This window comes from Blastomonas sp. CCH9-A1, assembly GCF_001557175.1.
Classification (GTDB): Bacteria; Pseudomonadota; Alphaproteobacteria; order Sphingomonadales; family Sphingomonadaceae; genus Blastomonas; species Blastomonas delafieldii_A.
Genome location: NZ_LSHM01000032.1, coordinates 114,886 through 138,032, shown reverse-complemented (window position 1 = coordinate 138,032; position 23,147 = coordinate 114,886). Strand labels below are relative to the sequence as shown.

The following is a 23,147-nucleotide window of genomic DNA, read 5'->3' as shown; positions in this document are numbered from 1 at the left end:
GCCGCCTCCCCGATATGCGCAGGTGTCGTTCCATTCTTGTTATCAGGCTGCGCTCTGCATTCCATAGCCGTTGCGCATCAGGTACAGCGCACGGCGCTTGCGGTTGGCGCGGGTCTTGAACGGGTTGTCGCGGTTCGGGCGCTGCGCGATCAGCGCTTCGAGGCGGCGGTGGTCGATCGGGCTGTCCGGATTGCCCGTGCGCGAGGCAGGCCGGGCAGGCGCGGGATGGGTCACCGGCTGCGCGAAGCTCGCCGTCGCGGGAGCGGCAGCCGCCATGGTCGGTGCTACCGGCGGACGCGCATGCGGCGAGGCAAGGCGGCGATCATATTCCGCATCTTCCGCGCGCGCTGCGGCCATCATCGCGGCGCTCTTGCGCGTCCGGGTACGGCGGAGCGCGATCGCGCCACCTCCCACGCCCAGCGCTGCCAGCAGGGCGGCCATCCAACCCCAGACCTCGCCATCGCCTTCGGCCGGTGCGGGCGGGGGAGCCGTCACTTCGGATGTCGGCGTTTCGGTAACGGTGCCACCATTGGTCATCGGAGGAATCGCCGTCAAATCTTCGCCTGCCAGGGTTTCAACCGGATCGGCAATTTCCGCGCCGGTCGCAGGACTCGGATTGGCGGGCTCGGCCTGGGCCAGGCGCGGCGGTGCTGCGCGTTCCGCTGTCTGGGGGCGGGCTGCTCGCGGAGCGGGGGCCGCTTCCACCTCGGCCGTCGGTGCGATCGCAGCCACCGGCACATCCGTCACGGCGGGCGGAGCAACGGGGCTCGCCAGCGGCGTGCCAGGCAGCGCTGCAACGGGCGGCTGGGCCTGGACGGTCGGGGCCTGTGTCGTGGCCACCGGTGCGCTGATGCCCGGAAGCGCCGTCGTTGGCACCAAGGGCTGCGCTGGCTGCGCCTGGGGCAGCGTCGGCGCCACCGTCGGCGTGGTTGCCGGTGCCAGATCCTGCGCCATCAGCGGGGTTGCGGTCAGGGCAAGAACGGCGGCAATCGCGGCCCTTGCCGGGCGAATGGGGTGCGATATGTGTGTCATGGTATCGGGTCAACGTTCGGAGGGCGGCAGAGCGTTCACCGCTTTTTCGACATTTGCAGGTCAACCGACCGCATGTGCCGACGGATTGAGGAAATGGGGATGCAATGCTGTCCCGATTTGCTCGCCTGGCCGACCGGCGGGGATGGCCTGGCCGTGATGGGGGCCATTTGACAAGTCCAACAGCGCCGCTTATATCGCGCTCCAACACCGGACGCTTCGAGACATGACAGGTTTGCGCGGACCTGCCGAACGAAGGAAGCTTCAGGGATAATCTGACGCGATAGGCTGCGGTTCATGGGGTTCTCATGAGCTTGCGGCCTTTTGGCGTCTTTGTGCGCCCCGAATCGATAGACACGAAAAGGCGAAGACACGTTTATGGCAACTTCCGCACGAGCATCGGCCGCCACCAAGCCGACCCCGATGAAGCGTATCCGCAAGATCTTCGGTGACATCCACGAAGTCAGCGAAATGCCGAACCTCATCGAGGTCCAGCGCGAGAGCTACGAACAGTTCCTGCGTTCGGATCCCTCGATCGGTTATGTTTCGGGCCTGGAAAAGACGCTGCGCAGCGTCTTCCCGATCCGCGACTTTGCCGGAACCGCCGAGCTCGACTTCGTTCACTATGAACTCGAGTCGCCCAAATACGATGTCGAGGAATGCCGTCAGCGCGGCATCACCTATGCAGCGCCGATGAAGGTGACGCTGCGCCTGATCGTGTTCGAGGTCGATGCCGAGACCGAAAGCCGCTCCGTGCTCGATATCAAGGAGCAGGACGTGTACATGGGCGACATGCCGCTGATGACCGCGAACGGCACGTTCGTGATCAACGGCACCGAGCGCGTGATCGTCAGCCAGATGCACCGTTCGCCGGGCGTGCTGTTTGACCACGATCGCGGCAAGACCCATTCATCGGGCAAGTATCTCTTCGCTGCGCGCGTCATCCCCTATCGCGGTTCGTGGCTCGATTTCGAATTCGACGCCAAGGACATCGTCAACGTCCGTATCGACCGCAAGCGCAAGCTGCCGGTCACCTCGCTGCTGTATGCGCTCGGCCTCAACGACGAGGAAATCCTCGACTATTTCTACGAGACCGTGACCTATGAGCGCGGCACCGGCGGTTGGAAGATCCCGTTCGTCGCCGAACAGTGGCGCGGCATGAAGCCGGCGTTCGACATTGTCGATGCCGCAACCGGCGAAGTCGCGTTCAAGGCGGGCGACAAGATTACCCCGCGCGCCGCCGCCAAGGCCGCCAAGGATGGCCTGACCAGCCTGCTGATCCCGACCGAGGAAATCTTCGGCCGTTACAGCGCCTATGACCTGATCAACGAGCAGACCGGCGAAATCTATATCGAAGCGGGCGACGAGGTCACCGCCGAGAATCTGGAAAAGCTCGACAAGGCCGGGATCGACCAGCTGGTGCTGCTCGACATCGACCATGTCACCACAGGGCCCTGGATCCGCAACACGATGAAGGCCGACAAGGCCGACAGCCGCGACATGGGTCTCGATGCGATCTATCGCGTGATGCGCCCCGGCGAACCGCCGACGCGCGAAACCGCCGATGCGCTGTTCGAAGGCCTGTTCTTCGATCCCGAGCGCTATGACCTCTCAGCCGTGGGCCGCGTCAAGCTCAACATGCGCCTCGAGCTCGACTGCGAGGACACCGTCACCACGCTGCGCCGCGAGGACATTCTGGCGGTCGTCAAGACGCTGGTCGATCTCAAGGACGGCAAGGGCGAAGTCGACGATATCGACAATCTCGGCAACCGCCGCGTCCGCTCGGTGGGCGAGCTGCTGGAAAACCAGTATCGCGTCGGCCTGCTGCGCATGGAACGCGCGGTCAAGGAGCGCATGAGCTCGGTCGACGTGTCGACTGTCATGCCGAACGACCTGATCAACGCCAAGCCGGCGGTCGCTGCCGTTCGCGAGTTCTTCGGCTCGTCGCAGCTGTCGCAGTTCATGGACCAGACCAACCCGCTGGCCGAAGTGACCCACAAGCGCCGCGTCTCCGCGCTTGGCCCGGGCGGTCTGACCCGCGAGCGCGCAGGCTTCGAAGTCCGCGACGTTCACCCGACGCACTATGGTCGTATCTGCCCGATCGAAACGCCCGAAGGCCCGAACATCGGTCTGATCAACTCGCTCGCCTCGTTCAGCCGCGTCAACAAGTACGGCTTCATCGAAACCCCGTATCGCAAGGTGATCGACGGCAAGGTGACCGACGAGGTCGTGTATCTCTCGGCCATGGAAGAGGCCAAGCACACGATCGCGCAGGCGAACGCCGAGCTGAACGACGATGGCAGCTTTGCCGAGGATATCGTTTCGGCCCGCCAGGCCGGCGAATTCCTGATGGCACCGCGCGACATCATCACGCTGATGGACGTCAGCCCCAAGCAGCTCGTCTCGGTCGCGGCATCGCTCATTCCGTTCCTGGAAAACGATGACGCCAACCGCGCGCTGATGGGATCGAACATGCAGCGTCAGGCCGTGCCGCTGGTGCGCGCCGAAGCGCCGTTCGTCGGCACCGGCATGGAAGAGACCGTGGCGCGCGATTCGGGCGCTGCGATCGCCGCCAAGCGCGCCGGTATCGTCGACCAGGTCGACGCGACCCGTATCGTGATCCGTGCCACCGGCTCGGTGGATTCGGGCAAGTCGGGCGTCGACATCTACACGCTGATGAAGTTCCAGCGGTCGAACCAGAACACCTGCATCAACCAGCGCCCGCTGGTGAAGGTGGGCGACGTGATCAACGAAGGCGACATCATCGCCGACGGTCCGTCGACTGATCTGGGCGAACTGGCGCTGGGCCGCAACGCGCTCGTCGCGTTCATGCCCTGGAACGGTTACAACTACGAGGACTCGATCCTCATCAGCGAACGCATCGTGAAGGATGACGTGTTCACCTCGATCCATATCGAGGAGTTCGAGGTCATGGCGCGCGATACCAAGCTGGGCCCCGAGGACATTACCCGCGACATCCCGAATGTCGGCGAAGAAGCGCTGCGCAACCTCGACGAGGCGGGCATCGTCTATATCGGCGCGGAAGTGCATCCTGGCGACATTCTGGTCGGCAAGATCACGCCCAAGGGCGAAAGCCCGATGACGCCGGAAGAAAAGCTGCTTCGCGCGATCTTCGGCGAAAAGGCGAGCGACGTGCGCGACACCTCGCTGCGTCTGTCGCCGGGCGTGTCGGGCACCGTGGTCGAGGTCCGAGTGTTCAACCGTCACGGCATCGACAAGGACGAGCGTGCGCTGGCGATCGAACGCGAGGAAATCGAGCGTCTGACCAAGGACCGCGAGGACGAGCGGGCGATTCTGAACCGTGCGACCTATAACCGCCTGCGCGAAATGCTGGTCGGTCAGGTCGCATCGGCTGCGCCCAAGGGCGTTAAGAAGGGCGTCGTCATCGACGAGGCGCTGCTCGACGAGGTCGAGAAGCACCTGTGGTGGAAGTTCGCGGTCGAGGACGATGCGGTTCAGGCTGATCTCGAAGCCGTCAAGGCCCAGTATGACGAGGCCGTGACCCGCATCACCGAGAAGTTCGATGACCGTCGCGAGAAGCTGGAGCGCGGTGACGAGCTGGCTCCGGGCGTGCTCAAGATGGTCAAGGTGTTCGTCGCGGTGAAGCGCAAGCTGCAGCCGGGCGACAAGATGGCCGGACGTCACGGCAACAAGGGGATCATCAGCCGCATCCTGCCGATCGAGGACATGCCGTTCCTCGAAGACGGCACGCATGTCGACTTCGTGCTCAACCCCCTGGGTGTGCCGAGCCGCATGAATGTCGGCCAGATTTTCGAAACCCATCTGGGCTGGGCCGCGCGCGGTCTGGGCCAGCAGATTTCGAAGGCGCTGGACGAATGGCGCGAGGCCAATCCGAATCCGGAAGCCGGACCGCCGCCCGATGCCGTTCGCGAGAAGCTGAAATATGTCTACGGCCCCGAATATCATGCCGAGATCGACAACCGTTCGGATGACGGCGTGGTCGAACTGGCCGGCCTGCTGCGCAACGGCGTTCCGATGGGCACCCCGGTGTTCGACGGTGCGCGCGAGGCGGACGTGTCGCGGATGCTGGAGCGTGCGGGTCTCGACCCGTCGGGCCAGGTCGATCTGTACGACGGCCGTACCGGCGACAAGTTCGACCGCAAGGTGACCGTGGGCTATATCTACATGCTCAAGCTGCACCACCTGGTCGACGACAAGATCCACGCACGTTCGATCGGCCCCTACAGCCTCGTCACCCAGCAGCCGCTGGGCGGCAAGGCCCAGTTCGGTGGCCAGCGCTTCGGGGAAATGGAGGTCTGGGCGCTCCAGGCCTATGGCGCGGCCTATACGCTGCAGGAAATGCTGACGGTGAAGTCCGACGACGTGGTCGGCCGCACCAAGGTCTATGAGGCGATCGTCAAGGGTGACGACACGTTCGAGGCCGGCATCCCTGAAAGCTTCAACGTGCTGGTCAAGGAAATGCGCTCGCTGGGCCTGAACGTCGAGCTGAACTCGCTCGACGCGCTGCCCGATCCGGACGAAGGCCCGGACGCACTGCCGGAAGCCGCGGAGTAAGATTGTCCCTCCCTCTCCCCTTCGCAGGGAGAGGGCCGGGGAGAGGGGGAGTCACAGGCTTCCCTCGGCGAAAGCCCCTCTCCCAACCCTCTCCCCTGAAGGGGAGAGGGCTTAAATGGAGCAGAAAATGAACGAACTGACCAAATTCAACAATCCCGCCGTGAAGCCGGAAACCTTCGACGAGATCCAGATCGGTCTCGCCAGCCCCGAGCGCATCCGGTCGTGGTCCTTCGGCGAGATCAAGAAGCCCGAAACGATCAACTATCGCACGTTCAAGCCCGAGCGTGACGGCCTGTTCTGCGCGCGCATCTTCGGTCCGGTGAAGGATTACGAGTGCCTGTGCGGCAAGTACAAGCGGATGAAGTACAAGGGCATCGTCTGCGAAAAGTGCGGCGTGGAAGTGACCGTGACCAAGGTGCGCCGCGAGCGCATGGGCCATATCGAGCTGGCCGCGCCGGTCGCGCACATCTGGTTCCTCAAGTCGCTGCCCTCGCGCATCGGCCTGCTGCTCGACATGCAGCTCAAGCAGCTCGAGCGCGTGCTGTATTTCGAAAGCTATGTCGTGATCGAGCCGGGCCTGACCAGCCTGGAAAAGTATCAGCTGCTCACCGAAGACGAGCTGCTCGATGCGCAGGACGAGTTCGGCGAGGACGCCTTCTCGGCCGGTATCGGTGCCGAAGCCGTGCGCCAGATGCTGATGGATCTGGACCTCGAGCAGGAGCGCGCCGACCTGCTGCAGGAGCTTGAGACGACCAAGTCGGAACTCAAGCCCAAGAAGATCATCAAGCGGCTCAAGGTCGTGGAGTCGTTCATCGATTCCGGCAACCGTCCCGAGTGGATGATCCTGGAAGTCATCCCCGTGATCCCGCCCGAGCTGCGCCCGCTGGTGCCGCTGGACGGTGGCCGCTTCGCGACCTCGGACCTCAATGACCTGTATCGCCGCGTCATCAACCGCAACAACCGCCTGAAGCGGCTGATGGAACTGCGCGCGCCCGACATCATCGTGCGCAACGAAAAGCGCATGCTGCAAGAAGCCGTGGATGCGCTGTTCGACAACGGCCGTCGTGGCCGCATCATCACCGGTGCGAACAAGCGTCCGCTGAAGTCGCTGTCCGACATGCTCAAGGGCAAGCAGGGCCGTTTCCGTCAGAACCTGCTCGGCAAGCGCGTCGACTATTCGGGCCGTTCGGTCATCGTGACCGGTCCGGAACTCAAGCTGCACCAGTGCGGCCTGCCCAAGAAGATGGCGCTCGAGCTGTTCAAGCCGTTCATCTACGCGCGTCTCGACGCCAAGGGTCTGTCGATGACCCTGAAGCAGGCGAAGAAGTGGGTGGAAAAGGAGCGCAAGGAAGTCTGGGACATCCTCGACGAGGTGATCCGCGAGCATCCCGTGATGCTCAACCGCGCACCGACGCTGCACCGTCTGGGCATCCAAGCGTTCGAACCCGTGCTGATCGAGGGCAAGGCGATCCAGCTGCACCCGCTGGTCTGCTCGGCCTTCAACGCCGACTTCGACGGTGACCAGATGGCCGTTCACGTGCCGCTGTCGCTGGAAGCCCAGCTGGAAGCGCGCGTGCTGATGATGTCGACCAACAACATCCTCTCGCCCGCCAACGGCAAGCCGATCATCGTGCCCTCGCAGGACATGGTGCTGGGTCTGTATTACCTGTCGATGGACCGCGAAGGCGAGCCGGGCGAAGGCATGCTGATGGCGGACATCGCCGAAGTGCATCAGGCGCTCGAAGTGGGTGCGGTGACGCTTCACTCGAAGGTCATCGCCCGCGTTCCGCAGACCGACGAACAGGGCAACCAGTATCTGAAGCGCTACCAGACGACGCCGGGCCGTATGCTCATCGGCGAATGTCTGCCCAAGAGCCACAAGGTGCCCTTTGATGTCGTCAACCGCCTTCTCACCAAGAAGGAAATCGGCGACGTCATCGATCAGGTCTATCGTCACACCGGCCAGAAGGACACCGTCCTGTTCGCCGACGCGATCATGGGCCTGGGCTTCCGTCACGCCTGCCGCGCCGGCATCTCGTTCGGCAAGGACGACATGATCATTCCGGACAGCAAGGAGCGTCTGGTCGACGAGACCCGTGCGCTGGTTGCCGACTATGAGCAGCAGTACCAGGATGGTCTGATCACCCAGCAGGAAAAGTACAACAAGGTGATCGACGCCTGGAGCCGTTGCGGCGACCAGGTCGCGAATGCCATGATGGAAGAGATCAAGGCGACGCCGAAGGACGAGCATGGCCGCGAAGCCCCGGTCAACTCGATCTACATGATGAGCCATTCGGGTGCGCGTGGTTCGCCAGCGCAGATGAAGCAGCTTGCCGGTATGCGTGGTCTGATGGCCAAGCCGTCGGGCGAGATCATCGAAACGCCGATCATCTCGAACTTCAAGGAAGGCCTGACCGTTCTGGAGTATTTCAACTCCACTCACGGCGCGCGCAAGGGTCTGGCGGATACGGCGCTCAAGACGGCGAACTCGGGTTACCTGACCCGCCGTCTGGTCGACGTGTCGCAGGATTGCGTCATCGTGCAGGAAGACTGCGGCACCGAGCGGGCGCTGGAAATGCGCGCGATCGTGCAGGGCGGTTCGGTCATCGCCTCGCTCGGCGAGCGCATCCTGGGCCGTACCCTGGCCGAGGACATCGTCGATGCGAAGTCGGGTGATGTCGTGGTGGCCAAGGATACGCTGCTCGACGAAGCCGCTGTGGCGTCGATCGAGGCTCTGGGCATCCAGGCAGCGCGCATCCGTTCGCCGCTGATCTGCGAAGCGACCCAGGGCGTGTGCGGCAAGTGCTATGGCCGTGACCTCGCTCGCGGTACGCCGGTGAACATCGGCGAGGCGGTCGGCGTCATTGCTGCGCAGTCGATCGGTGAACCGGGCACGCAGCTCACCATGCGTACCTTCCATATCGGCGGTGCGGCGCAGCTCAACGAGCAGTCGAACCTCGAAGCGGTGGCCGATGGCACGCTGCAGTACCGGGATATCCCGACCATCGTGAACAAGCGCGGCCAGCGCCTGTCGCTCGCCCGCAACGGCGAGATCGCGATCGTCGACAAGGAAGGCCGCGAGCGTGCGGTCCACCGCATCCCGTACGGCACGGTTCTGCTGGTCGACGACAATGGTGAAGTGAACATCGGCGATCGCATTGCCGAATGGGACCCGTTCACCATGCCGGTGATCACCGATACCAGCGGTGTCGTGAAGTATCAGGACCTGATCGACGGCAAGACGCTGGTCGAACAGACCGACGATGCCACCGGTATCGCGCAGCGCGTGGTCGTGGAATTCCGCGGATCGAGCAAGGCGAAGTCCAAGGAAGACCTGCGTCCCCGCCTCACCCTACTGGACGAGGATTCGGGCGAAGCGGCGCGCTATATGCTTGCCGTGGGCGCGATGCTCTCGGTCGAGGATGGCCAGAAGGTCGAAGCTGGCGATGTTCTCGCCCGCGTCAGCCGTGAAGCCGCCAAGACCCGTGACATCACCGGTGGTCTGCCGCGCGTGGCCGAGCTGTTCGAGGCGCGCAAGCCCAAGGACAATGCGATCATTGCCAAGGTCTCGGGCCGCATCGAGTTCGTCCGCGACTATAAGGCCAAGCGCAAGATCGCGATCCACCCGGAAGAGGGCGAACCGGTCGAGTATCTGGTGCCGAAGTCGAAGGTCATCGACGTCCAGGAAGGCGACTATGTCAAGAAGGGCGACAACCTGATCTCGGGTTCGCCTGATCCGCACGACATTCTGGAAGTGCTGGGCGTGGAAGCGCTGGCCGAATATCTGGTCAGCGAAATCCAGGAAGTCTATCGCTTGCAGGGCGTGAAGATCAACGACAAGCACATCGAGGTGATCGTTCGCCAGATGCTGCAGAAGGTCGAGATCACCGATGGCGGCGATACCACGCTGCTGCCGGGCGAACAGCTCGATGCCGAGGAGATGAACGAGGTCAACGCCCGTCTGCCCGAAGGCAAGAAGTTTGCCGAAGGCAAGCCGGTGCTGCTCGGCATCACCAAGGCTTCGCTGCAGACGCGTTCGTTCATCTCGGCTGCATCGTTCCAGGAAACCACCCGGGTGCTCACCCAGGCGGCGGTGGAAGGCAAGCGGGACTCGCTGATCGGCCTGAAGGAAAACGTGATCGTCGGTCGTCTGATCCCGGCGGGCACCGGTGCAGGCATGGCGCGCATCCGCATCGCAGCGAACAGCCGCGACGCCGCGCTCCGCGCTCAGCAGCGTGCGCTGCAAAAGGCGATGGCAGCGGCGAATGAGGTCGAGGCGGCACCCGCCCCGGCACCGGTTGCTGCCGAAGCCGAAGCGGTGGACAGCGACGCCGAATAAGCCTCGCGTTCACCCTGGGCCACGCCCGGGGAGCCGACATGACAAGACCCCGCCGGAAGCGCATTCCGGCGGGGTTTTTGTTGTCTGCTACTCGGGCGAATGCGGGATGCAGCGATCATTCAGGGGCTTGGCGCAGCAAAATCACCCATCCTGACGCCATGCCAATTATTGCAATTGACTCGCATTTCGGAATTGTTAGGAACGCCTCGCATTAACAATTGATGAGGCGGCCGTGACTGCACCCCGACACCTTTTCCGTTTGGCTCTGTTGTCGCTGCCGCTGGTGATCGCTGCATCGCCAGTCCATGCGCAAGCCGAGCCCCAGGATGCAGAAGCCGACCAACAAGCACGGCGCGAGATCATCGTGACGGGGCGCGCATCGGGCTATCAGGCGCTCGACGCGGTCGGTACGCGCGATGGAGCGGCTTTGCTCGATACGCCGCAATCGGTGCAGGTGCTGACCGAGGACCTGCTGCGCGATCAACGCGCGGACACCTTCAGCGCGCTCGCCAATGTCCCGAGCGTCCGCAATTCGGCGCCCGCCAATTTCGACGGCCTGCGGGTACAGGTCCGCGGTTTCTTTGCGCCGACCGCGCTCGATGGAATGCTGTCCAAGGTCGGCAACGGTCCGGCGGCCAATCTGGGCCCGGACCTGACCGGGATCGAACGGATCGAGGTGTTGCTCGGCCCCGCCTCCTTGCTGTTCGGCAATAGCTCACCGGGTGGGACGATCAACTTCATCACCAAGCAACCCGAAGCCGAGCCGGGCTATTTCGTGACGGCAACGCTGGGCAGCTATGACTTCTTCCGCGCGGAGGCCGATCTCACCGGGCCCTTGGATCAGGCGGGGAAGATCAGCTATCGGCTGAGCACGTCGGTGCGCGACCAGGGCTCGTTTCTCGAGGGTGCGAGCACGCGCAATTCGGTCATCATGCCGTCGGTTCGCGCGATGCTGAGCGATCGTACCAGCCTGACGGTCGAAGGAGCCTACAAGCTTCTCGATCTCGACCGGCAGAATTTCGGATTGCCTGCGGTTGGCACAATTCTTCCCAATCCCAATGGCCGGATATCCCGGCGGCGCAACGTCAATACCGGCAGCGTGGAAGTGGAGCAGCATCGCATCGGCGCGCGCCTGGTCCATGAATTCAGCAATGACTGGTCGGTCAGCAGCATCCTGCGCTTTGTCGATACCGATTATGCTGCGGTCGGAGCAGAGCTGCCTGGCGCACTGGCTGCGGATGGGCGAACCTTGTCGCGAACCCCGTTCGATTCCTTCGACACCTATGGCGAAACCCAGATGCAGACGACGCTGCGAGGCCGTTTCGCGACTGGAACGATTCGCCACGAGCTGATCGCCGGGATCGATCTGTCGCGCTCGACTGCGGATTTCCGTTACCGGGAATATGACCCATCGGCTCCGATCGACATTTTCAATCCTGTTTACGGCGCGCGGCGCGGCGCGCTCAACTTCACCTTCGATGCGGGAAACACCCTGCGCGAGCTCGGGCTTTTCGTGCAGGACCGGGTCGTCTTCAGCGATCGGTGGAGTCTCATTCTGGGCGGCCGTTACGACACGTTCGAGCAGGTCGATACCGACACGGGCGCCGGCTCGCGCACTCGCCAGACCGGCAGTGCCTTCAGCCCGCGCATCGGCCTGGTCTTCAAGCCGCGCGAGGCCGTGTCGCTCTATGCCAGCTACAGCAAATCCTTCCAGCCGCAGATTGGCAGGACCGTCACCGGCGAAGCCTTTGCCCCGACGCGCGGCGAGCAGCTGGAACTCGGCGCGAAGGTCAACCTGACTGAAGGACTGACCGGTTCGCTCGCCGTCTATCGGATCGAGCAGACCAATGTGGCGACGCCCGATCCGGTCAATGTCGGTTTTTCGGTGCTCGATGGCGAACAGCGCAGCCAGGGTGTGGAGCTGTCGCTGGCAGGCACGATCCTGCCTGGCTGGAGCATCCAGGCGAGCTATGCCTATCTCGACGCAGAGATCACCCGCACCAATACGCCTGCCTTTCTCGGGCGTCAGGTGCAGCGCACGTCGCCGCACAGCGCGAATATCTGGTCGAGCTATGAGGTGCAATCCGGGCCGCTCAAGGGGCTGGGATTTGGTGGCGGCGTGACGTTGGTCGACAAGCGCCCGGTGAACAATGCCAACACGCTGACATTGCCGGGCTATACGCTGCTCGATGCCGTCATTTCCTACAAGATCGATGGCTGGCGCTTTGCGCTCAACGCGCGGAACCTCACCGACAGCTTTGCCTTCGATGCCTTTGGTCCGGGCCGGGTGACCTATGGCACGCCGCGGACCTTCGAAGCCACAGTGTCATGGGCGTTCTGATGCCTCTGCGTCAGGTCTGATCGTCGATGCGGCCCAGACCCGCCCTGGTGCTGTGGCATCGCTGGTTCGGCCTGCTGGGGGCGCTGTGGCTGTTCCTCCTGGGCGCAACCGGGTCGATTCTCGTCTTCCATGATGAGATCGACCATGGTCTCAATGCGGACTGGTTCACCGCTAGTCCGGGGCCGATGCTCCCTGTCAGCCAACTAGTCGGGGCAGCAATCGCGGTGCATCCGGGCAACCGGCCCGGCTATATCGACCTGCCCGACGAACCGGGCGATGTCGTGACGGTCTATCTCGAGCCCATCGTGAGGCCGGGCCTGTCGCCAGTGGCGCGTCCTTCCTACTGGCAGGTCTTTATCGACCCGGCGACCGCCAAGGTGCTGGGCGCGCGCGATGCCAATGCGATCGACCTGTCGCGGCGCGGGCTGATGAGCTTCCTCTACACCTTCCATTACTCGCTGCACCTGGGCGCGTGGATGACCTGGATCCTCGGCCTCGTCGGCCTTGTCTGGATCATCGACCATATCGCGTCTGCTGTGCTGTCCTTTCCCAATGCCGCGCGCTGGAAGGAAAGCTTCCGCATCCGTCGCCGAGCGGCGGGGCACAAGCGGGTGTTCGATCTGCATCGGGCCGTGGGCCTCTGGCTTTTTCCGGTAACACTGACGCTCGCGGCGACGGGTGTATATTTCAATTGGTCTGACGATGTCCTGATGGCGATCGATCGGATCTCGCCCTTGACCAAGCGACCCGACCAGGCGGTGGCGGTGCTGGCCGAGCCGCTGGACCGTCCTCCGGTCAGCGCCGATCAGGCATTGGCGCTGGCGGGTGCCACCAGGGTGGATAGCCTTTCGTACAACCCTGCGAAGGGTATCTACTGGTTGCGCCTTTTCGATTCGCGCGACATCGACAGCAATGGCGGCCGCTGGCTTTTCGTCGATGCCCGCAGTGGTGCGGTGATCGGCGATCGGCATTTCAGCGAGGGAAGCGCGGGGGATGTCGTTGTGGCCTGGCAGTTCCCGTTGCACAGCGGCAAAGCCTTCGGCTGGGCGGGGCGGATCGCGATTTTCCTGTCCGGCATCGCGCTGTGCACGTTCGTCGTCACCGGCCTGATGATCTGGTGGCGCAAGCGCTCCGCGCGCCATGTAGCGGTCAGACGGCCAGCCGCCCATACATAGCGATCGGTCGCGCCCGCCGAATAACCGGCAGCCTCAGAACGGATTGAGCGTGTAGCCCTGTTGCTGCAGCTGCGCGTGCGCTGTCATCGCGGAGAGCGCCAGCTTGACGCCGGGGGCCAGCTGTTCGCGCTTGATGCCCAGCGCAGCCGCGCTCTGGCCGCACAGGATGAACTGCACATCGTGCTGCAGCAGGGTTGCGATCGCGGCGAGGTTGGCATTGGCGGCACCGTCATGCTTCGCCGCATAGGTCGCCGCATTGGTGAGGTCGAACGACGCCTGGCCGTGCGCGACCACTGCAATGCGGATGGCCTCGCGCGGCACGCCCGCCTCGACATGCATGTTGATGAACCGCGCCGCGCTTTCGATCGTGCGGTTGAGGCTGCCTGGCTTGCCCGGCTCACTGACATCGAACGCGATGCTGAAGGTCGCCTCTACAGGGATCGGCATATGGCCCTCAGCGCTGGCGACGGGCCCGAATTCGGGGATGACGGTCCCGGCGTGAAAGCCTGGCCGCATCGGCTCCTGCGCCTGAACCGGCATCGTGCCGGCCAGTCCCGCCAGAAGGATCAGGCCGAGCATTTGGTTCAGAACAGCAGAGTGCATCCATGCCTCCCGGGAAGAGATCGGATAAGGTTCATAGCGAGCGACGGCCTCACTGACAGCCTTATTCGAACAGCTCTGCGGGCAGGGGACTGTGCTTGCCCAGCGCGTTGATGGGCAGGCGCAGGAAGGCGCGGCCCTGGGCATCCGGACTGGGCAGTTTTCCGCCCTGGATATTGACCTGCAGACTGGGCAGGATCAGCGTGGGCGCATCGAGCGTGGCATCGCGCGCTTCGCGCATCGCGACGAATTCGGCTTCGCTCACACCGTCATGCACATGCACATTGGCCGCGCGCTGTTCTGCGACGGTCGTTTCCCAACGGAAATCGCTGCGGCCCTTGGGCAGATAATCATGCCCGACAAAGATGCGCGTTTCCGGCGGCAACGCCAGGATCTTGCGGATCGAACGAAACAGCGTTGCGGCATCGCCGCCTGGAAAGTCGGCGCGCGCGGTGCCGTAATCGGGCATGAACAGTGTATCGCCGACAAAGGCTGCGTCGTCGATCAGATAGGTGAGGCAGGCGGGCGTATGCCCCGGTGTGTGCAGCACGCGGATATCGGTCTCCCCCAAGGCCAGCGTGTCGCCTTCTTCGACCAGCATGTCGAAGACCTTGCCGGTTTCGATCGGCTCGGCGGCAAAGACCGGGGTGAAGATCGACTGGACGTTGCGGATATGCGCGCCGATCACGATCCTGGCGCCCGTGCGCGCACGGATGTAATGCGCGGCGGTCAGGTGATCGGCATGCGCGTGCGTTTCCAGCACATAGTCGAGCGTCGCGCCCTGCTGTTCGACCGTCGCGAGCAGACTGTCCGCGATGGTGGTGGCGATCGTCGCTGCCTTGGCCTCAAAATCCAGCACCGGATCGATGATCGCCGCGCGCGCGCTGGCCCGGTCGATCACGACATAGCTGACCGTGTTGGTCACGGTATCGAAATGCGGATGAATGGCGATGGGCATGGGGACTCCTCCTTAAGCTCTCTCTAATTTAGGCTTGTCTAATTTATAATCAAGGAATATATGAGCCCCATGTCTGATATCTCCTTCACCAAACCTCTGCCCGAAGCGATGGCCGCCAAGGCCGACGAGGCCGCGCACATGCTGCGTCTGCTCGCCAATCCGCACCGGCTGCAGGTGCTCTGCCTGCTCGTGGATGGCGAACTGTCGGTGGGGGCTATTCAGCAGCAGGTCGCGCTGTCGCAATCGGCGCTGTCGCAGCATCTGGCCCGCCTGCGCGAGCAGGGGCTGGTCGAGACCCGGCGCGAGGGCACCAGCATCTTCTACCGGATCGCCGACCCTGCCGTGCTGCAGATCATGCAGGTGCTTGCCGCGATCTACTGTCCCCCGGAAAGCTGAGGAATCTTGTCATGGCAATCACGACCATCGATGCGCGTCAGGCGCACCAATTGCTCAATCAGGGCCTGGCGCGGCTGATCGACATTCGCGAGCCGGATGAGTTTGCGCGCGCTCACATTCCAGGCGCGATCCTGCGCCCCGCCTCGGCAGCCATAACGGAACCGGTGGTGCTGGAGGACGGCGTCCTGCCGATCCTGATGTGCGCCAGCGGCATGCGCACGGGGCTGCACCAGGAACGGCTGGCGCGCCGATGGCCCGTCGATACGCTCGTTCTGAAGGGTGGGCTGAAGGCCTGGGAGGCGGCCGGGCAACCGGTCGTGCACAATGCGCGTGCACCGCTGGAGCTGATGCGCCAGGTGCAGATTGCGGCGGGCGTGCTGATTCTGACGGGTCTCTTGCTCGCCTGGCTGGTTGCGCCTGCCTTTGTCGCGCTCACCGTCTTTGTCGGGCTGGGCCTGAGCTTTGCAGGCGTCACCGGCTTTTGCGGCATGGCGCGGCTGCTTGCGCTGATGCCCTGGAACCGGCGGTCGCTGAGCTGACCCGATGATCGAATCGCTCGCCCTGGCGGCGCTGGGAGGCGCAATCGTCGGCCTGTTGCTGGCGGCTTTCGGAGGCGGCGGTTCGGTGCTGGCAACGCCCTGGCTGATCTATGTTGTCGGCGTGGCCGATGTGCACGTCGCGATCGGCACCTCGGCTGCGGGGGTCGCTATCAATGCGCTTGCCGGATTGCTGGGTCAGGCGCGGGCGGGTGCCGTCAAATGGCCCTGCGCCAGCGTGTTTGCACTCGCCGGTGTGACCGGAGCGATGATCGGCGCGCATTTTGCCAAACAGGTCGATGGCGAGGCTTTGCTTGGCTATTTCGCGGCGGCGATGGCGCTGGTCGCACTGTCGATGATGCGCGCCCCCGCCAGCACGGGCGATCCTGCGGTGCGACTGGATGCCGCGCGGACGATGAAGCTCGCGCCGATCGGTTTGCTGGTGGGGCTGGCGGCCGGATTTTTCGGCATCGGCGGGGGCTTCCTGATCGCGCCGGGGCTGATGGCGGCAACGGGAATGACACTTTCCAACGCCGCCGCCTCGTCGCTGGTTTCGGTGAGCCTGTTCGGCGCATCGACCAGCGCCAGCTATGCGATGTCGGGTCAGATCGACGGACCGATCCTTGCGGCCATGGTGGCGGGCGGTGCGCTGGGCACGGTGCCGGGCATATTTCTGGCGCGGGTGCTGGCGCGTAGGGTGCTCATCGCGCGCCGACTGTTTGCGGCGATGGTGCTGCTGGTGGCGCTGCTCGTCCTGTGGAATGTGCTCGCGGCCTAAGCGATCACGAACTGCTGTCGTCGGAAGCGCTCGGCTCGGCCTGGGCATTGCCTCGGTCCAGCAGCTTGCGCGCCAGATCGGCAAGCTGGGTATCGTGCGGGTGGTTCAGCAGCGGGGCAAGGGTCGTCTCTGCAGCCTGCTTGTCGCCGGTGCGGATGAAGTAATCCGCCAGTGTCAGCCGGTTGCCCGTATCATACGGCGCCAGCTGCAGCGCCTTTCGCAGGCCCTGGACGGCCATCTCGGGCGGCTTCTTTCCCTCTGCCGCATAGCTGCGAAAGAAATAGGCGAGGGGGATGGGGTTGTCGTTCTCGATCCGATTGGCGGCTGAGATCGCCGCGCGAACCTTGGGCCAGAGCGCTTCGTCGTCCCCAGCCTTGCGGAACAGCGCATAGATTTTCTGGATCATCGCGCCCACGGCCTGCGGGTTCTTGGCGATCGCCTTGTCCGCAGCCGCGATGGCAGCCTCGTCGTTGCCTGCATCGTACTCCGCCTCGGCAAGTGCGCTGAGCACGAAGGCATCGTCGGGATATTGCGCCGCGACCTTCTGCGCGTCCGCCAGAACCTCGGGGGCGGTTTCCTCGTTCACACCGCGTTTCGACCGCATCATGACCGGGAGAATGGCGGCTTCGCCCTTGCCGAGCATGCGGATCGCGATCGGCGCGCTGGCGATCTTGCTTGCGCCCAGATTGAGATAGGTCAGCCGACGCCGTTTCATATAGGCGCCCAGTTCCTTGTCGAGCGCGGCCAGATCGCCAAAGGCCTGGGTCGCTGCGGCCTCTTCGCCTTCGCCGGCGTTGATGCGCTGGAGATAATGGGCCATCTGGCCGGCGCGCGCTTCGGAAAAGGTGAGGTAGTGGAACAGCAGCCAGCTGCGTCCATAAAAGGTATCATAACGCTTCGAGGCATTTTCCCGGTATTTGCGGGTGCTCAGCAGCATGTCGAGCGGAACTTCCTGGGCCAGCGCCAGTTCGGCCGCGCGATGATCGGCCGGAAGTCCCAGGCCGACGCCGCCCGCGCTGTCGAACTTCGCGGTGGAATAGAATTCGGCAAAGCCTTCCTGCAGCCAGAGCGGCGGGGAACCGGCGAACACGCTGAACATGAAATGATGCGCATATTCGTGCAGCAATATCTGCTCGCCCTGCGACACGCGGTCGCTCTGGCTATTGTCATCGACCCGAGGGACGAACGCCACCGACCCGCCGGCGCGCGACTGGTAGAAGCCCAGCACATAGCGGTTGTTGGTGCCCATCAGCTTGCGCACCTGATTGGCGTCGCGCACGACGAACACGGTCAGCCGATTCGAGGGCGAAGTCGCTTCTTCGGGCAGCTTGTAGATATAGCGCATCGCCGAACGGTACCGCTCGAGCATGTCGGTGAATTCGCGAATGTCGCCTTCGCTCTGATCGGCATAGACCAGAAAATTGGGGCTTGAGGCTTCGCGCCATTCGGCCCTGGCCGGTGCAGCGGCGACCCAGACTATCGACAGGATGAACGCCATCCGCCGCAACGCAACCCGCACCATCATCGCTCTCCCCAGAACAGGCGGCGAGGCTAGGCAGATGCCAAACCGCCCGCAATCCCCCAAACATGGGGGACGCGGGCGGCTGCTCCCGAGCGGGCGGGGGAGGGGGTCAGGCGGTCAGTTTGGCCGCAGTGCGGGCGACCTTGGCGCCCAGATAGCGCGCGCCATCGAGATCGGCCTGGTGCGGCTGGCGCGATCCGTCGCCGCCGGCGATCGTGCTGGCACCATAAGGCGATCCGCCGATCACCTCGTCATTGCTCAGCTGGCCCTGGAACCCATAGTCGAGCCCGACCACGGTCAGGCCGTGGTGCAGCAGGTTGGTGAGGATCGAGAAGTGCGTCGTCTCCTGGCCCCCATGCTGGCTGGCGGTCGCGGTGAACGAGGCGCCGACCTTGCCGACCAGCGCGCCCTTGGCCCACAGACCGCCGGTGCGGTCCCAGAAGGCCGCCATCTGGCTCGACATGCGGCCGAAACGCGTGCCGGTACCGACGATGATCGCGTCATAATCAGCCAGTTCCTCGGGCGTCGCGATCTCGGCAGCCTGGTCGAGCTTGAAATGGCTCGCGCGGGCAATCTCCTCGGGGACGGTTTCGGGGACACGCTTGATCGTGACCTCCGCACCTTCGCTGCGCGCACCTTCGGCGACCGCTTCGGCCATCGTCTCGATGTGACCATAAGTCGAGTAATAGAGCACCAGAACCTTTGCCATGGAAATTCTCCTTCGTGGAATGTGGGAGGGAAAAGGGTGCCCCGCCGTCCGAGAGGGGGAAGACGGCGGGGCTGGGGGGATCAGTGGGTGCGGGTTTCCGCGATCAGGAATTCGGCGTCTTCCAGCGCCGTGATCGTGATCTCAGGTTCGCGGGTGATCGCGGCAGCATCGCGTTCGCCGATCTCGACGCCGTTGACGCTCACGCTGCCTGCCGAGACCACCAGATAGGCGGCATAGGCCGGATCGATCCGGTGGGTGATGCTGTCGCCCTTGACCAAAGTGGCCCCGGACAGCCGCGCATCGGCCCGGATCATCAGCGCGCCCGCCAGGATGTCGTCATCGCGGCCGCTGGCGAGAACCTCCAGCTTGCCCGAACGCTCACCCTTGGGGAACTGCTTGGCATCCCAGCGCGGAGCACCGCCCGCTTCATCGGGGATGATCCAGATCTGGAACAGCCGGGTTTCCTCGTCCTCCAGGTTGAACTCGCTATGCGCCACACCGGTTCCCGCGCTCATCACCTGGACGTCGCCCGCCTCGGTGCGGCCTTCATTGCCCAGGCTGTCGCGGTGGGTGATCGCGCCGGTGCGCACATAGGTGATGATCTCCATGTCGCGGTGCGGGTGGGTGGGGAAGCCGCTCCGGGGGGCGATCTCGTCGTCGTTCCAGACGCGCAGGCTACCCCAGCCCATGCGGGCCGGATCGTGATAGCCGCCGAACGAGAAATGGTGGCGGGCATTGAGCCAACCGTGATTGGCGTGACCCAGGGTGGAAAAATCGCGTTTCTCGATCATGTCACTTGCTCCTTGCTGGCACCGGACCGACGCCGACGCCTTGGCTTGAGCAACAGATAGTCCTGAGCTATCGTTTCCAAAATAGCCAGTTTGGAAAAGGATTGTTTCCGGATATGCGACTTCCCGATTTCGAGGCCTGGGCGGTTTTCGCGGCCGTGGCCGATACCGGCAGCTTTACCGGGGCGGCCGATGCGCTGAGCCTGTCCAAGGCCAAGGTGTCCAAGGCGGTCTCGCGGCTCGAGGCGGAACTCGGCACCGTGCTGTTCCACCGCACCTCGCGGCGGCTGTCGCTATCGGCGGCGGGGCGGTCGCTGGTCGATCATGCGCGGCGCATCCGGATGGATGGCGAGGCGGCGGTCGAGGCGGCGCGCGACGAGGCGGTGCTCCTGAGCGGAACCGTGCGCATCGCGGTGCCGATGAGCTTCGGCCTCAGCGCGGTCGCGCCGCTGATCGCGCAGTTCATGGCGCTGCACCCCGGCATATTGATCGACATGCACCTGTCCGACGCGCGGGTCGACCTGGTCGATCAGGGTTTCGACATGGCGCTGCGCATCGCGGTGCTGCCCGACAGCAGCCTGCGCGCGATCCGGCTGCGCACCGTCAGTCTCTACCTGATCGCCGCGCCCGGCTATTGCGCGCGCCACGGCACCCCGAGCCATCCCGCAGAGCTGGAGGCGCACAAGGCGGTTCATTATGCCAACAGCCCGCAGCCGGGACTCTGGCCGCTGACGGGACCCGACGGGACGCGCGTGCTCGCCCGCTCGCAGCCTGCGCTGATCGTCAACAATGCCGATGCCGCGATGCCCGCGGTTTTCGACGGTCAGTGCATCGCCGCCTTGCCCGATTTCTTCTGCATGGAGGGTCTTTCCGACGGGCGGCTGGTGCATCTGCTTCCCGAATGGCGGTTCGAACCGCTGACGCTCAGCATCGTCACGCCGCCCTCGCCGCACAGGCCAGCGCGGGTCGAGGCCCTGATCGCCTGGCTGCGTAAAGGTTTGCAAGGGGAGTAAATTCGCGTTTCATCTCCGTTACCAATTGGAAACCAATTGGCGCTACTCGATCAAAAGCGACGAACCGAAAAGGACCGCCTAAGTGCCGGAAATGGGAGTCTTTTGAGCCCCCTCGTGCCTGCGCAGGCCGACGCGACTCGTGGAGTCAGGCCGGTTAATTCAAAATTAACCTTTTGCCCCCAAAAAAATATGGTTAATGTTTTCCTCGTCGATCCGTTCTTGGGTCCAGATGACTGAACGGTGCCGATGGCACGGGCGAAAAGGGGCTGCACATGCGGGTGCTTTTGATCGAAGATGAGCCGACCACGGCCAAGGCAATCGAGCTGATGCTCACGACCGAGGGTTTCAATGTCTATACCACCGACCTGGGTGAGGAAGGCCTCGACCTCGGCAAGCTCTATGATTACGACATCATCCTGCTGGACCTGAACCTGCCCGACATGCACGGCTATGACGTGCTGAAGAAGCTGCGTGTCGCCAAGGTGCAGACGCCGGTGCTCATCCTGTCCGGCATTTCGGAAATGGACAGCAAGGTGCGCTCGTTCGGTTTCGGCGCCGACGATTATGTCACCAAGCCGTTCCACCGCGAAGAGCTGATCGCCCGCATCCACGCCGTGGTCCGCCGCTCCAAGGGCCATTCGCAAAGCGTCATCCGCACCGGCAAGCTGGCGGTCAACCTTGATGCCAAGACCGTCGAGGTCGATGGTGCCCGCGTCCACCTGACCGGCAAGGAATATGCGATGCTCGAGCTGCTCTCGCTGCGCAAGGGCACCACGCTGACCAAGGAAATGTTCCTGAACCACCTCTATGGCGGCATGGACGAACCCGAACTCAAGATCATCGACGTCTTCATCTGCAAGCTGCGCAAGAAGCTGGCGCTGGCCTGCGGGGGCGAGAATTATATCGAGACCGTCTGGGGCCGCGGCTATGTGCTGCGCGATCCGGAGGCCGATGGCGAGGTGATCGCCGCCTGATTACTCCTGAACTACCCTTCACACTTCCTTCTCTTCCATAAAGGGGTCGCGGGCAACCGCGGCCCCTTTTGGCTGTTCGCCTTGCCGCAAACGCGCGCTTCTGCTTGCCAAGCCGCACCCTCGCGTTAACGGTCGCGTGCCGGGGAGGGCCGAATGACGCATCCATATCGCACCCATAAACGGGTGCTGACCGCATCGCTGGTCGGCACCGCGGTCGAATTCTACGATTTCTATATCTATGCGACCGCCGCCGCCCTGGTGTTCGGACCGCTGTTCTTCCCCTCCGAAAGCGCCTCGGCCCAGCTGATGCTGAGCTATATGAGCTTCGGGCTCGCCTTTTTCGCGCGGCCCGTCGGCGCGATCGCCTTCGGGCATTTCGGCGACCGGATCGGGCGCAAGTCGACCCTGGTCGCCTCATTGCTGCTGATGGGCGGATCGACGCTGCTGATCGCGTTCCTGCCGACCTGGCAGATGGTCGGCTGGGTCGCGCCGCTGCTGCTGTGCATATTGCGCTTCGGCCAGGGCTTCGGTCTGGGCGGCGAATGGGGTGGCGCGGCCTTGCTGGCGGTGGAAAACGCGCCTCCGGGCTGGGCGGCGCGCTTTGGCATGGCCCCACAGCTGGGGGCTCCAGTGGGCTTCATCGCCGCCAACGGGCTGTTCCTTCTGCTGGGCCTGAACCTTACCGAACAGCAGTTCATCGCCTGGGGCTGGCGCGTGCCGTTCCTCGCGAGCGGCATCCTGGTGGGGCTCGGGCTTTGGGTGCGGCTCAAGATCAGCGAGACGCCTGATTTTGCACGCGTACTCGAGGCCGAGCGGCCCGCGCCGGTGCCGGTGGCAGAGCTGCTGCGCCACCATCTGCGCGCAACGCTGGCAGGCACGTTCGCGGTCGTCGCGTGCTTTGCGATCTTCTACCTCTCGACCGCCTTTGCGCTCGGCTATGCCACCACCGCGCTGGGGCATGACCGCACGAGCTTCCTGATCGTGCAGCTGGGCGCGATCCTGTTCCTGGCGCTGGGCATCGTCGTGTCGGGCTATCGGTCAGACGCGACCAGCAGCGGGCGGGTGCTGATGATCGGCTGCGCGGCGACCGTCGGCGTCGGCTTGATGTTCGGACCGCTGCTCGGGTCAGGCTCGCTCTGGCTCGCCTGGATCGCGCTGTCTGTGGCGCTGCTGGTCATGGGCTTCGTCTATGGCCCGCTCGGCGCCTGGCTGCCGCAGCAATTCCCCGCGCGCGTGCGCTATACCGGCGCGTCGGTGGCGTTCAACGGCGGCGGCATCATCGGCGGCGCAGTCGCCCCGATTGCCGCCCAGGCCTTGGCGGACCGGGGCGGCGCGGACGCGGTGGGCCTGTATCTGGCGGCAGCGGGGCTGGTGAGCTTTGCCGGGCTGTGGGTGCAGCGGGGGCGAGCGATAAGTTAAATTCTGGCTCGTT

16 protein-coding genes are annotated in these 23,147 nt (G+C 64.1%); 10 read left to right on the top strand and 6 right to left on the bottom strand.

All coding sequences use genetic code 11. The features are described from left to right. Nucleotides 1-42: 42 nt before the first annotated feature. Nucleotides 43-1,032 carry a hypothetical protein gene (locus AX725_RS10355; protein WP_156439140.1) on the bottom strand — a complete coding sequence of 330 codons (990 nt, stop codon included), beginning with the start codon at nt 1,030-1,032 and terminating at the stop codon, nt 43-45. A gap of 375 nt (nt 1,033-1,407) precedes the next feature. Between AX725_RS10355 and rpoB the strand changes: the two genes are divergently transcribed. The 4 genes from rpoB (at nt 1,408) to AX725_RS10335 (ending at nt 13,441) form a co-directional block, all read left to right on the top strand. Next, nucleotides 1,408-5,586, top strand: coding sequence for a DNA-directed RNA polymerase subunit beta (rpoB, locus tag AX725_RS10350; protein ID WP_060979802.1), 4,179 nt, complete (start codon nt 1,408-1,410; stop codon nt 5,584-5,586). A 127-nt stretch (nt 5,587-5,713) separates the two neighbouring features. Next, entirely contained in the window at nt 5,714-9,925 is a 4,212-nt protein-coding gene (gene rpoC, locus AX725_RS10345) for a DNA-directed RNA polymerase subunit beta' (RefSeq protein WP_060979810.1), read from the top strand. Between the two features lie 232 nt (nt 9,926-10,157). Then, nucleotides 10,158-12,266: a TonB-dependent siderophore receptor gene (locus AX725_RS10340; protein WP_167348230.1), complete on the top strand. Its 2,109-nt coding sequence runs from the start codon at nt 10,158-10,160 to the stop codon at nt 12,264-12,266. Nucleotides 12,267-12,292: 26 nt separating this feature from the next. Then, nucleotides 12,293-13,441: a PepSY-associated TM helix domain-containing protein gene (locus AX725_RS10335; RefSeq protein ID WP_066044432.1), complete on the top strand. Its 1,149-nt coding sequence runs from the start codon at nt 12,293-12,295 to the stop codon at nt 13,439-13,441. Between the two features lie 33 nt (nt 13,442-13,474). On the opposite strand, the gene AX725_RS10330 is transcribed toward AX725_RS10335, so the two are convergent. Both AX725_RS10330 and AX725_RS10325 read right to left on the bottom strand, forming a co-directional pair. Further along, the gene (locus AX725_RS10330) at nt 13,475-14,044 is read right to left on the bottom strand and encodes a DsrE family protein (RefSeq protein ID WP_067512510.1); all 570 of its coding nucleotides are present in this window, start codon (nt 14,042-14,044) and stop codon (nt 13,475-13,477) included. Nucleotides 14,045-14,105: 61 nt separating this feature from the next. Continuing rightward, a complete protein-coding gene (locus AX725_RS10325; RefSeq protein ID WP_060979805.1) occupies nt 14,106-14,999 on the bottom strand; it encodes an MBL fold metallo-hydrolase in 894 nt (297 codons plus the stop codon). 69 nt (nt 15,000-15,068) lie between these two features. Between AX725_RS10325 and AX725_RS10320 the strand changes: the two genes are divergently transcribed. The 3 genes from AX725_RS10320 to AX725_RS10310 are packed head-to-tail and all read left to right on the top strand — an operon-like array spanning nt 15,069 to nt 16,709. Then, nucleotides 15,069-15,395, top strand: a complete 327-nt coding sequence (locus tag AX725_RS10320) for an ArsR/SmtB family transcription factor (RefSeq protein ID WP_230962380.1) — start codon at nt 15,069-15,071, stop codon at nt 15,393-15,395. Between the two features lie 11 nt (nt 15,396-15,406). Next, nucleotides 15,407-15,934, top strand: coding sequence for a rhodanese family protein (locus tag AX725_RS10315; protein ID WP_066114747.1), 528 nt, complete (start codon nt 15,407-15,409; stop codon nt 15,932-15,934). A gap of 4 nt (nt 15,935-15,938) precedes the next feature. Beyond that, nucleotides 15,939-16,709, top strand: a complete 771-nt coding sequence (locus tag AX725_RS10310) for a sulfite exporter TauE/SafE family protein (protein WP_060979808.1) — start codon at nt 15,939-15,941, stop codon at nt 16,707-16,709. Nucleotides 16,710-16,713: 4 nt separating this feature from the next. Here AX725_RS10310 and AX725_RS10305 read toward each other — a convergent pair whose 3' ends face one another. The 3 genes from AX725_RS10305 to AX725_RS10295 form a co-directional block, all read right to left on the bottom strand. Next, complete coding sequence (locus AX725_RS10305) at nt 16,714-18,234, bottom strand: tetratricopeptide repeat protein (protein WP_060979809.1); 1,521 nt, start codon at nt 18,232-18,234, stop codon at nt 16,714-16,716. A 106-nt stretch (nt 18,235-18,340) separates the two neighbouring features. Next, entirely contained in the window at nt 18,341-18,940 is a 600-nt protein-coding gene (gene wrbA / locus AX725_RS10300; protein WP_060977568.1) for an NAD(P)H:quinone oxidoreductase, read from the bottom strand. An 80-nt stretch (nt 18,941-19,020) separates the two neighbouring features. Continuing rightward, nucleotides 19,021-19,731 carry a pirin family protein gene (locus AX725_RS10295; RefSeq protein ID WP_060978513.1) on the bottom strand — a complete coding sequence of 237 codons (711 nt, stop codon included), beginning with the start codon at nt 19,729-19,731 and terminating at the stop codon, nt 19,021-19,023. Between the two features lie 113 nt (nt 19,732-19,844). On the opposite strand from AX725_RS10295, the gene AX725_RS10290 reads away from it, so the two are divergent. From AX725_RS10290 to AX725_RS10280, 3 genes are all read left to right on the top strand, one after another. Next, a complete protein-coding gene (locus AX725_RS10290) occupies nt 19,845-20,741 on the top strand; it encodes a LysR family transcriptional regulator (RefSeq protein ID WP_060978514.1) in 897 nt (298 codons plus the stop codon). Nucleotides 20,742-21,013: 272 nt separating this feature from the next. Beyond that, nucleotides 21,014-21,715 (top strand): response regulator transcription factor CtrA, encoded by a 702-nt coding sequence (ctrA, locus tag AX725_RS10285; RefSeq protein ID WP_023839689.1) that lies wholly within the window; start codon nt 21,014-21,016, stop codon nt 21,713-21,715. A 153-nt stretch (nt 21,716-21,868) separates the two neighbouring features. After that, a complete protein-coding gene (locus AX725_RS10280; RefSeq protein ID WP_060978515.1) occupies nt 21,869-23,134 on the top strand; it encodes an MFS transporter in 1,266 nt (421 codons plus the stop codon). Nucleotides 23,135-23,147: the final 13 nt, after the last annotated feature.

Excerpts from the sequence above, each read along its gene's own strand:
- ctrA (WP_023839689.1), top strand. The coding sequence starts at position 21,014 with ATGCGGGTGCTTTTGATCGAAGATGAGCCGACCACGGCCAAGGCAATC.
- AX725_RS10280 (WP_060978515.1), top strand. The coding sequence starts at position 21,869 with ATGACGCATCCATATCGCACCCATAAACGGGTGCTGACCGCATCGCTG.
- AX725_RS10305 (WP_060979809.1), bottom strand. The coding sequence starts at position 18,234 with ATGATGGTGCGGGTTGCGTTGCGGCGGATGGCGTTCATCCTGTCGATA.
- AX725_RS10330 (WP_067512510.1), bottom strand. The coding sequence starts at position 14,044 with ATGCACTCTGCTGTTCTGAACCAAATGCTCGGCCTGATCCTTCTGGCG.
- AX725_RS10355 (WP_156439140.1), bottom strand. The coding sequence starts at position 1,032 with ATGACACACATATCGCACCCCATTCGCCCGGCAAGGGCCGCGATTGCC.
- AX725_RS10295 (WP_060978513.1), bottom strand. The coding sequence starts at position 19,731 with ATGATCGAGAAACGCGATTTTTCCACCCTGGGTCACGCCAATCACGGT.
- rpoB (WP_060979802.1), top strand. The coding sequence starts at position 1,408 with ATGGCAACTTCCGCACGAGCATCGGCCGCCACCAAGCCGACCCCGATG.
- AX725_RS10315 (WP_066114747.1), top strand. The coding sequence starts at position 15,407 with ATGGCAATCACGACCATCGATGCGCGTCAGGCGCACCAATTGCTCAAT.
- AX725_RS10335 (WP_066044432.1), top strand. The coding sequence starts at position 12,293 with ATGCGGCCCAGACCCGCCCTGGTGCTGTGGCATCGCTGGTTCGGCCTG.
- rpoC (WP_060979810.1), top strand. The coding sequence starts at position 5,714 with ATGAACGAACTGACCAAATTCAACAATCCCGCCGTGAAGCCGGAAACC.
- AX725_RS10290 (WP_060978514.1), top strand. The coding sequence starts at position 19,845 with ATGCGACTTCCCGATTTCGAGGCCTGGGCGGTTTTCGCGGCCGTGGCC.
- wrbA (WP_060977568.1), bottom strand. The coding sequence starts at position 18,940 with ATGGCAAAGGTTCTGGTGCTCTATTACTCGACTTATGGTCACATCGAG.
- AX725_RS10325 (WP_060979805.1), bottom strand. The coding sequence starts at position 14,999 with ATGCCCATCGCCATTCATCCGCATTTCGATACCGTGACCAACACGGTC.
- AX725_RS10320 (WP_230962380.1), top strand. The coding sequence starts at position 15,069 with ATGTCTGATATCTCCTTCACCAAACCTCTGCCCGAAGCGATGGCCGCC.
- AX725_RS10310 (WP_060979808.1), top strand. The coding sequence starts at position 15,939 with ATGATCGAATCGCTCGCCCTGGCGGCGCTGGGAGGCGCAATCGTCGGC.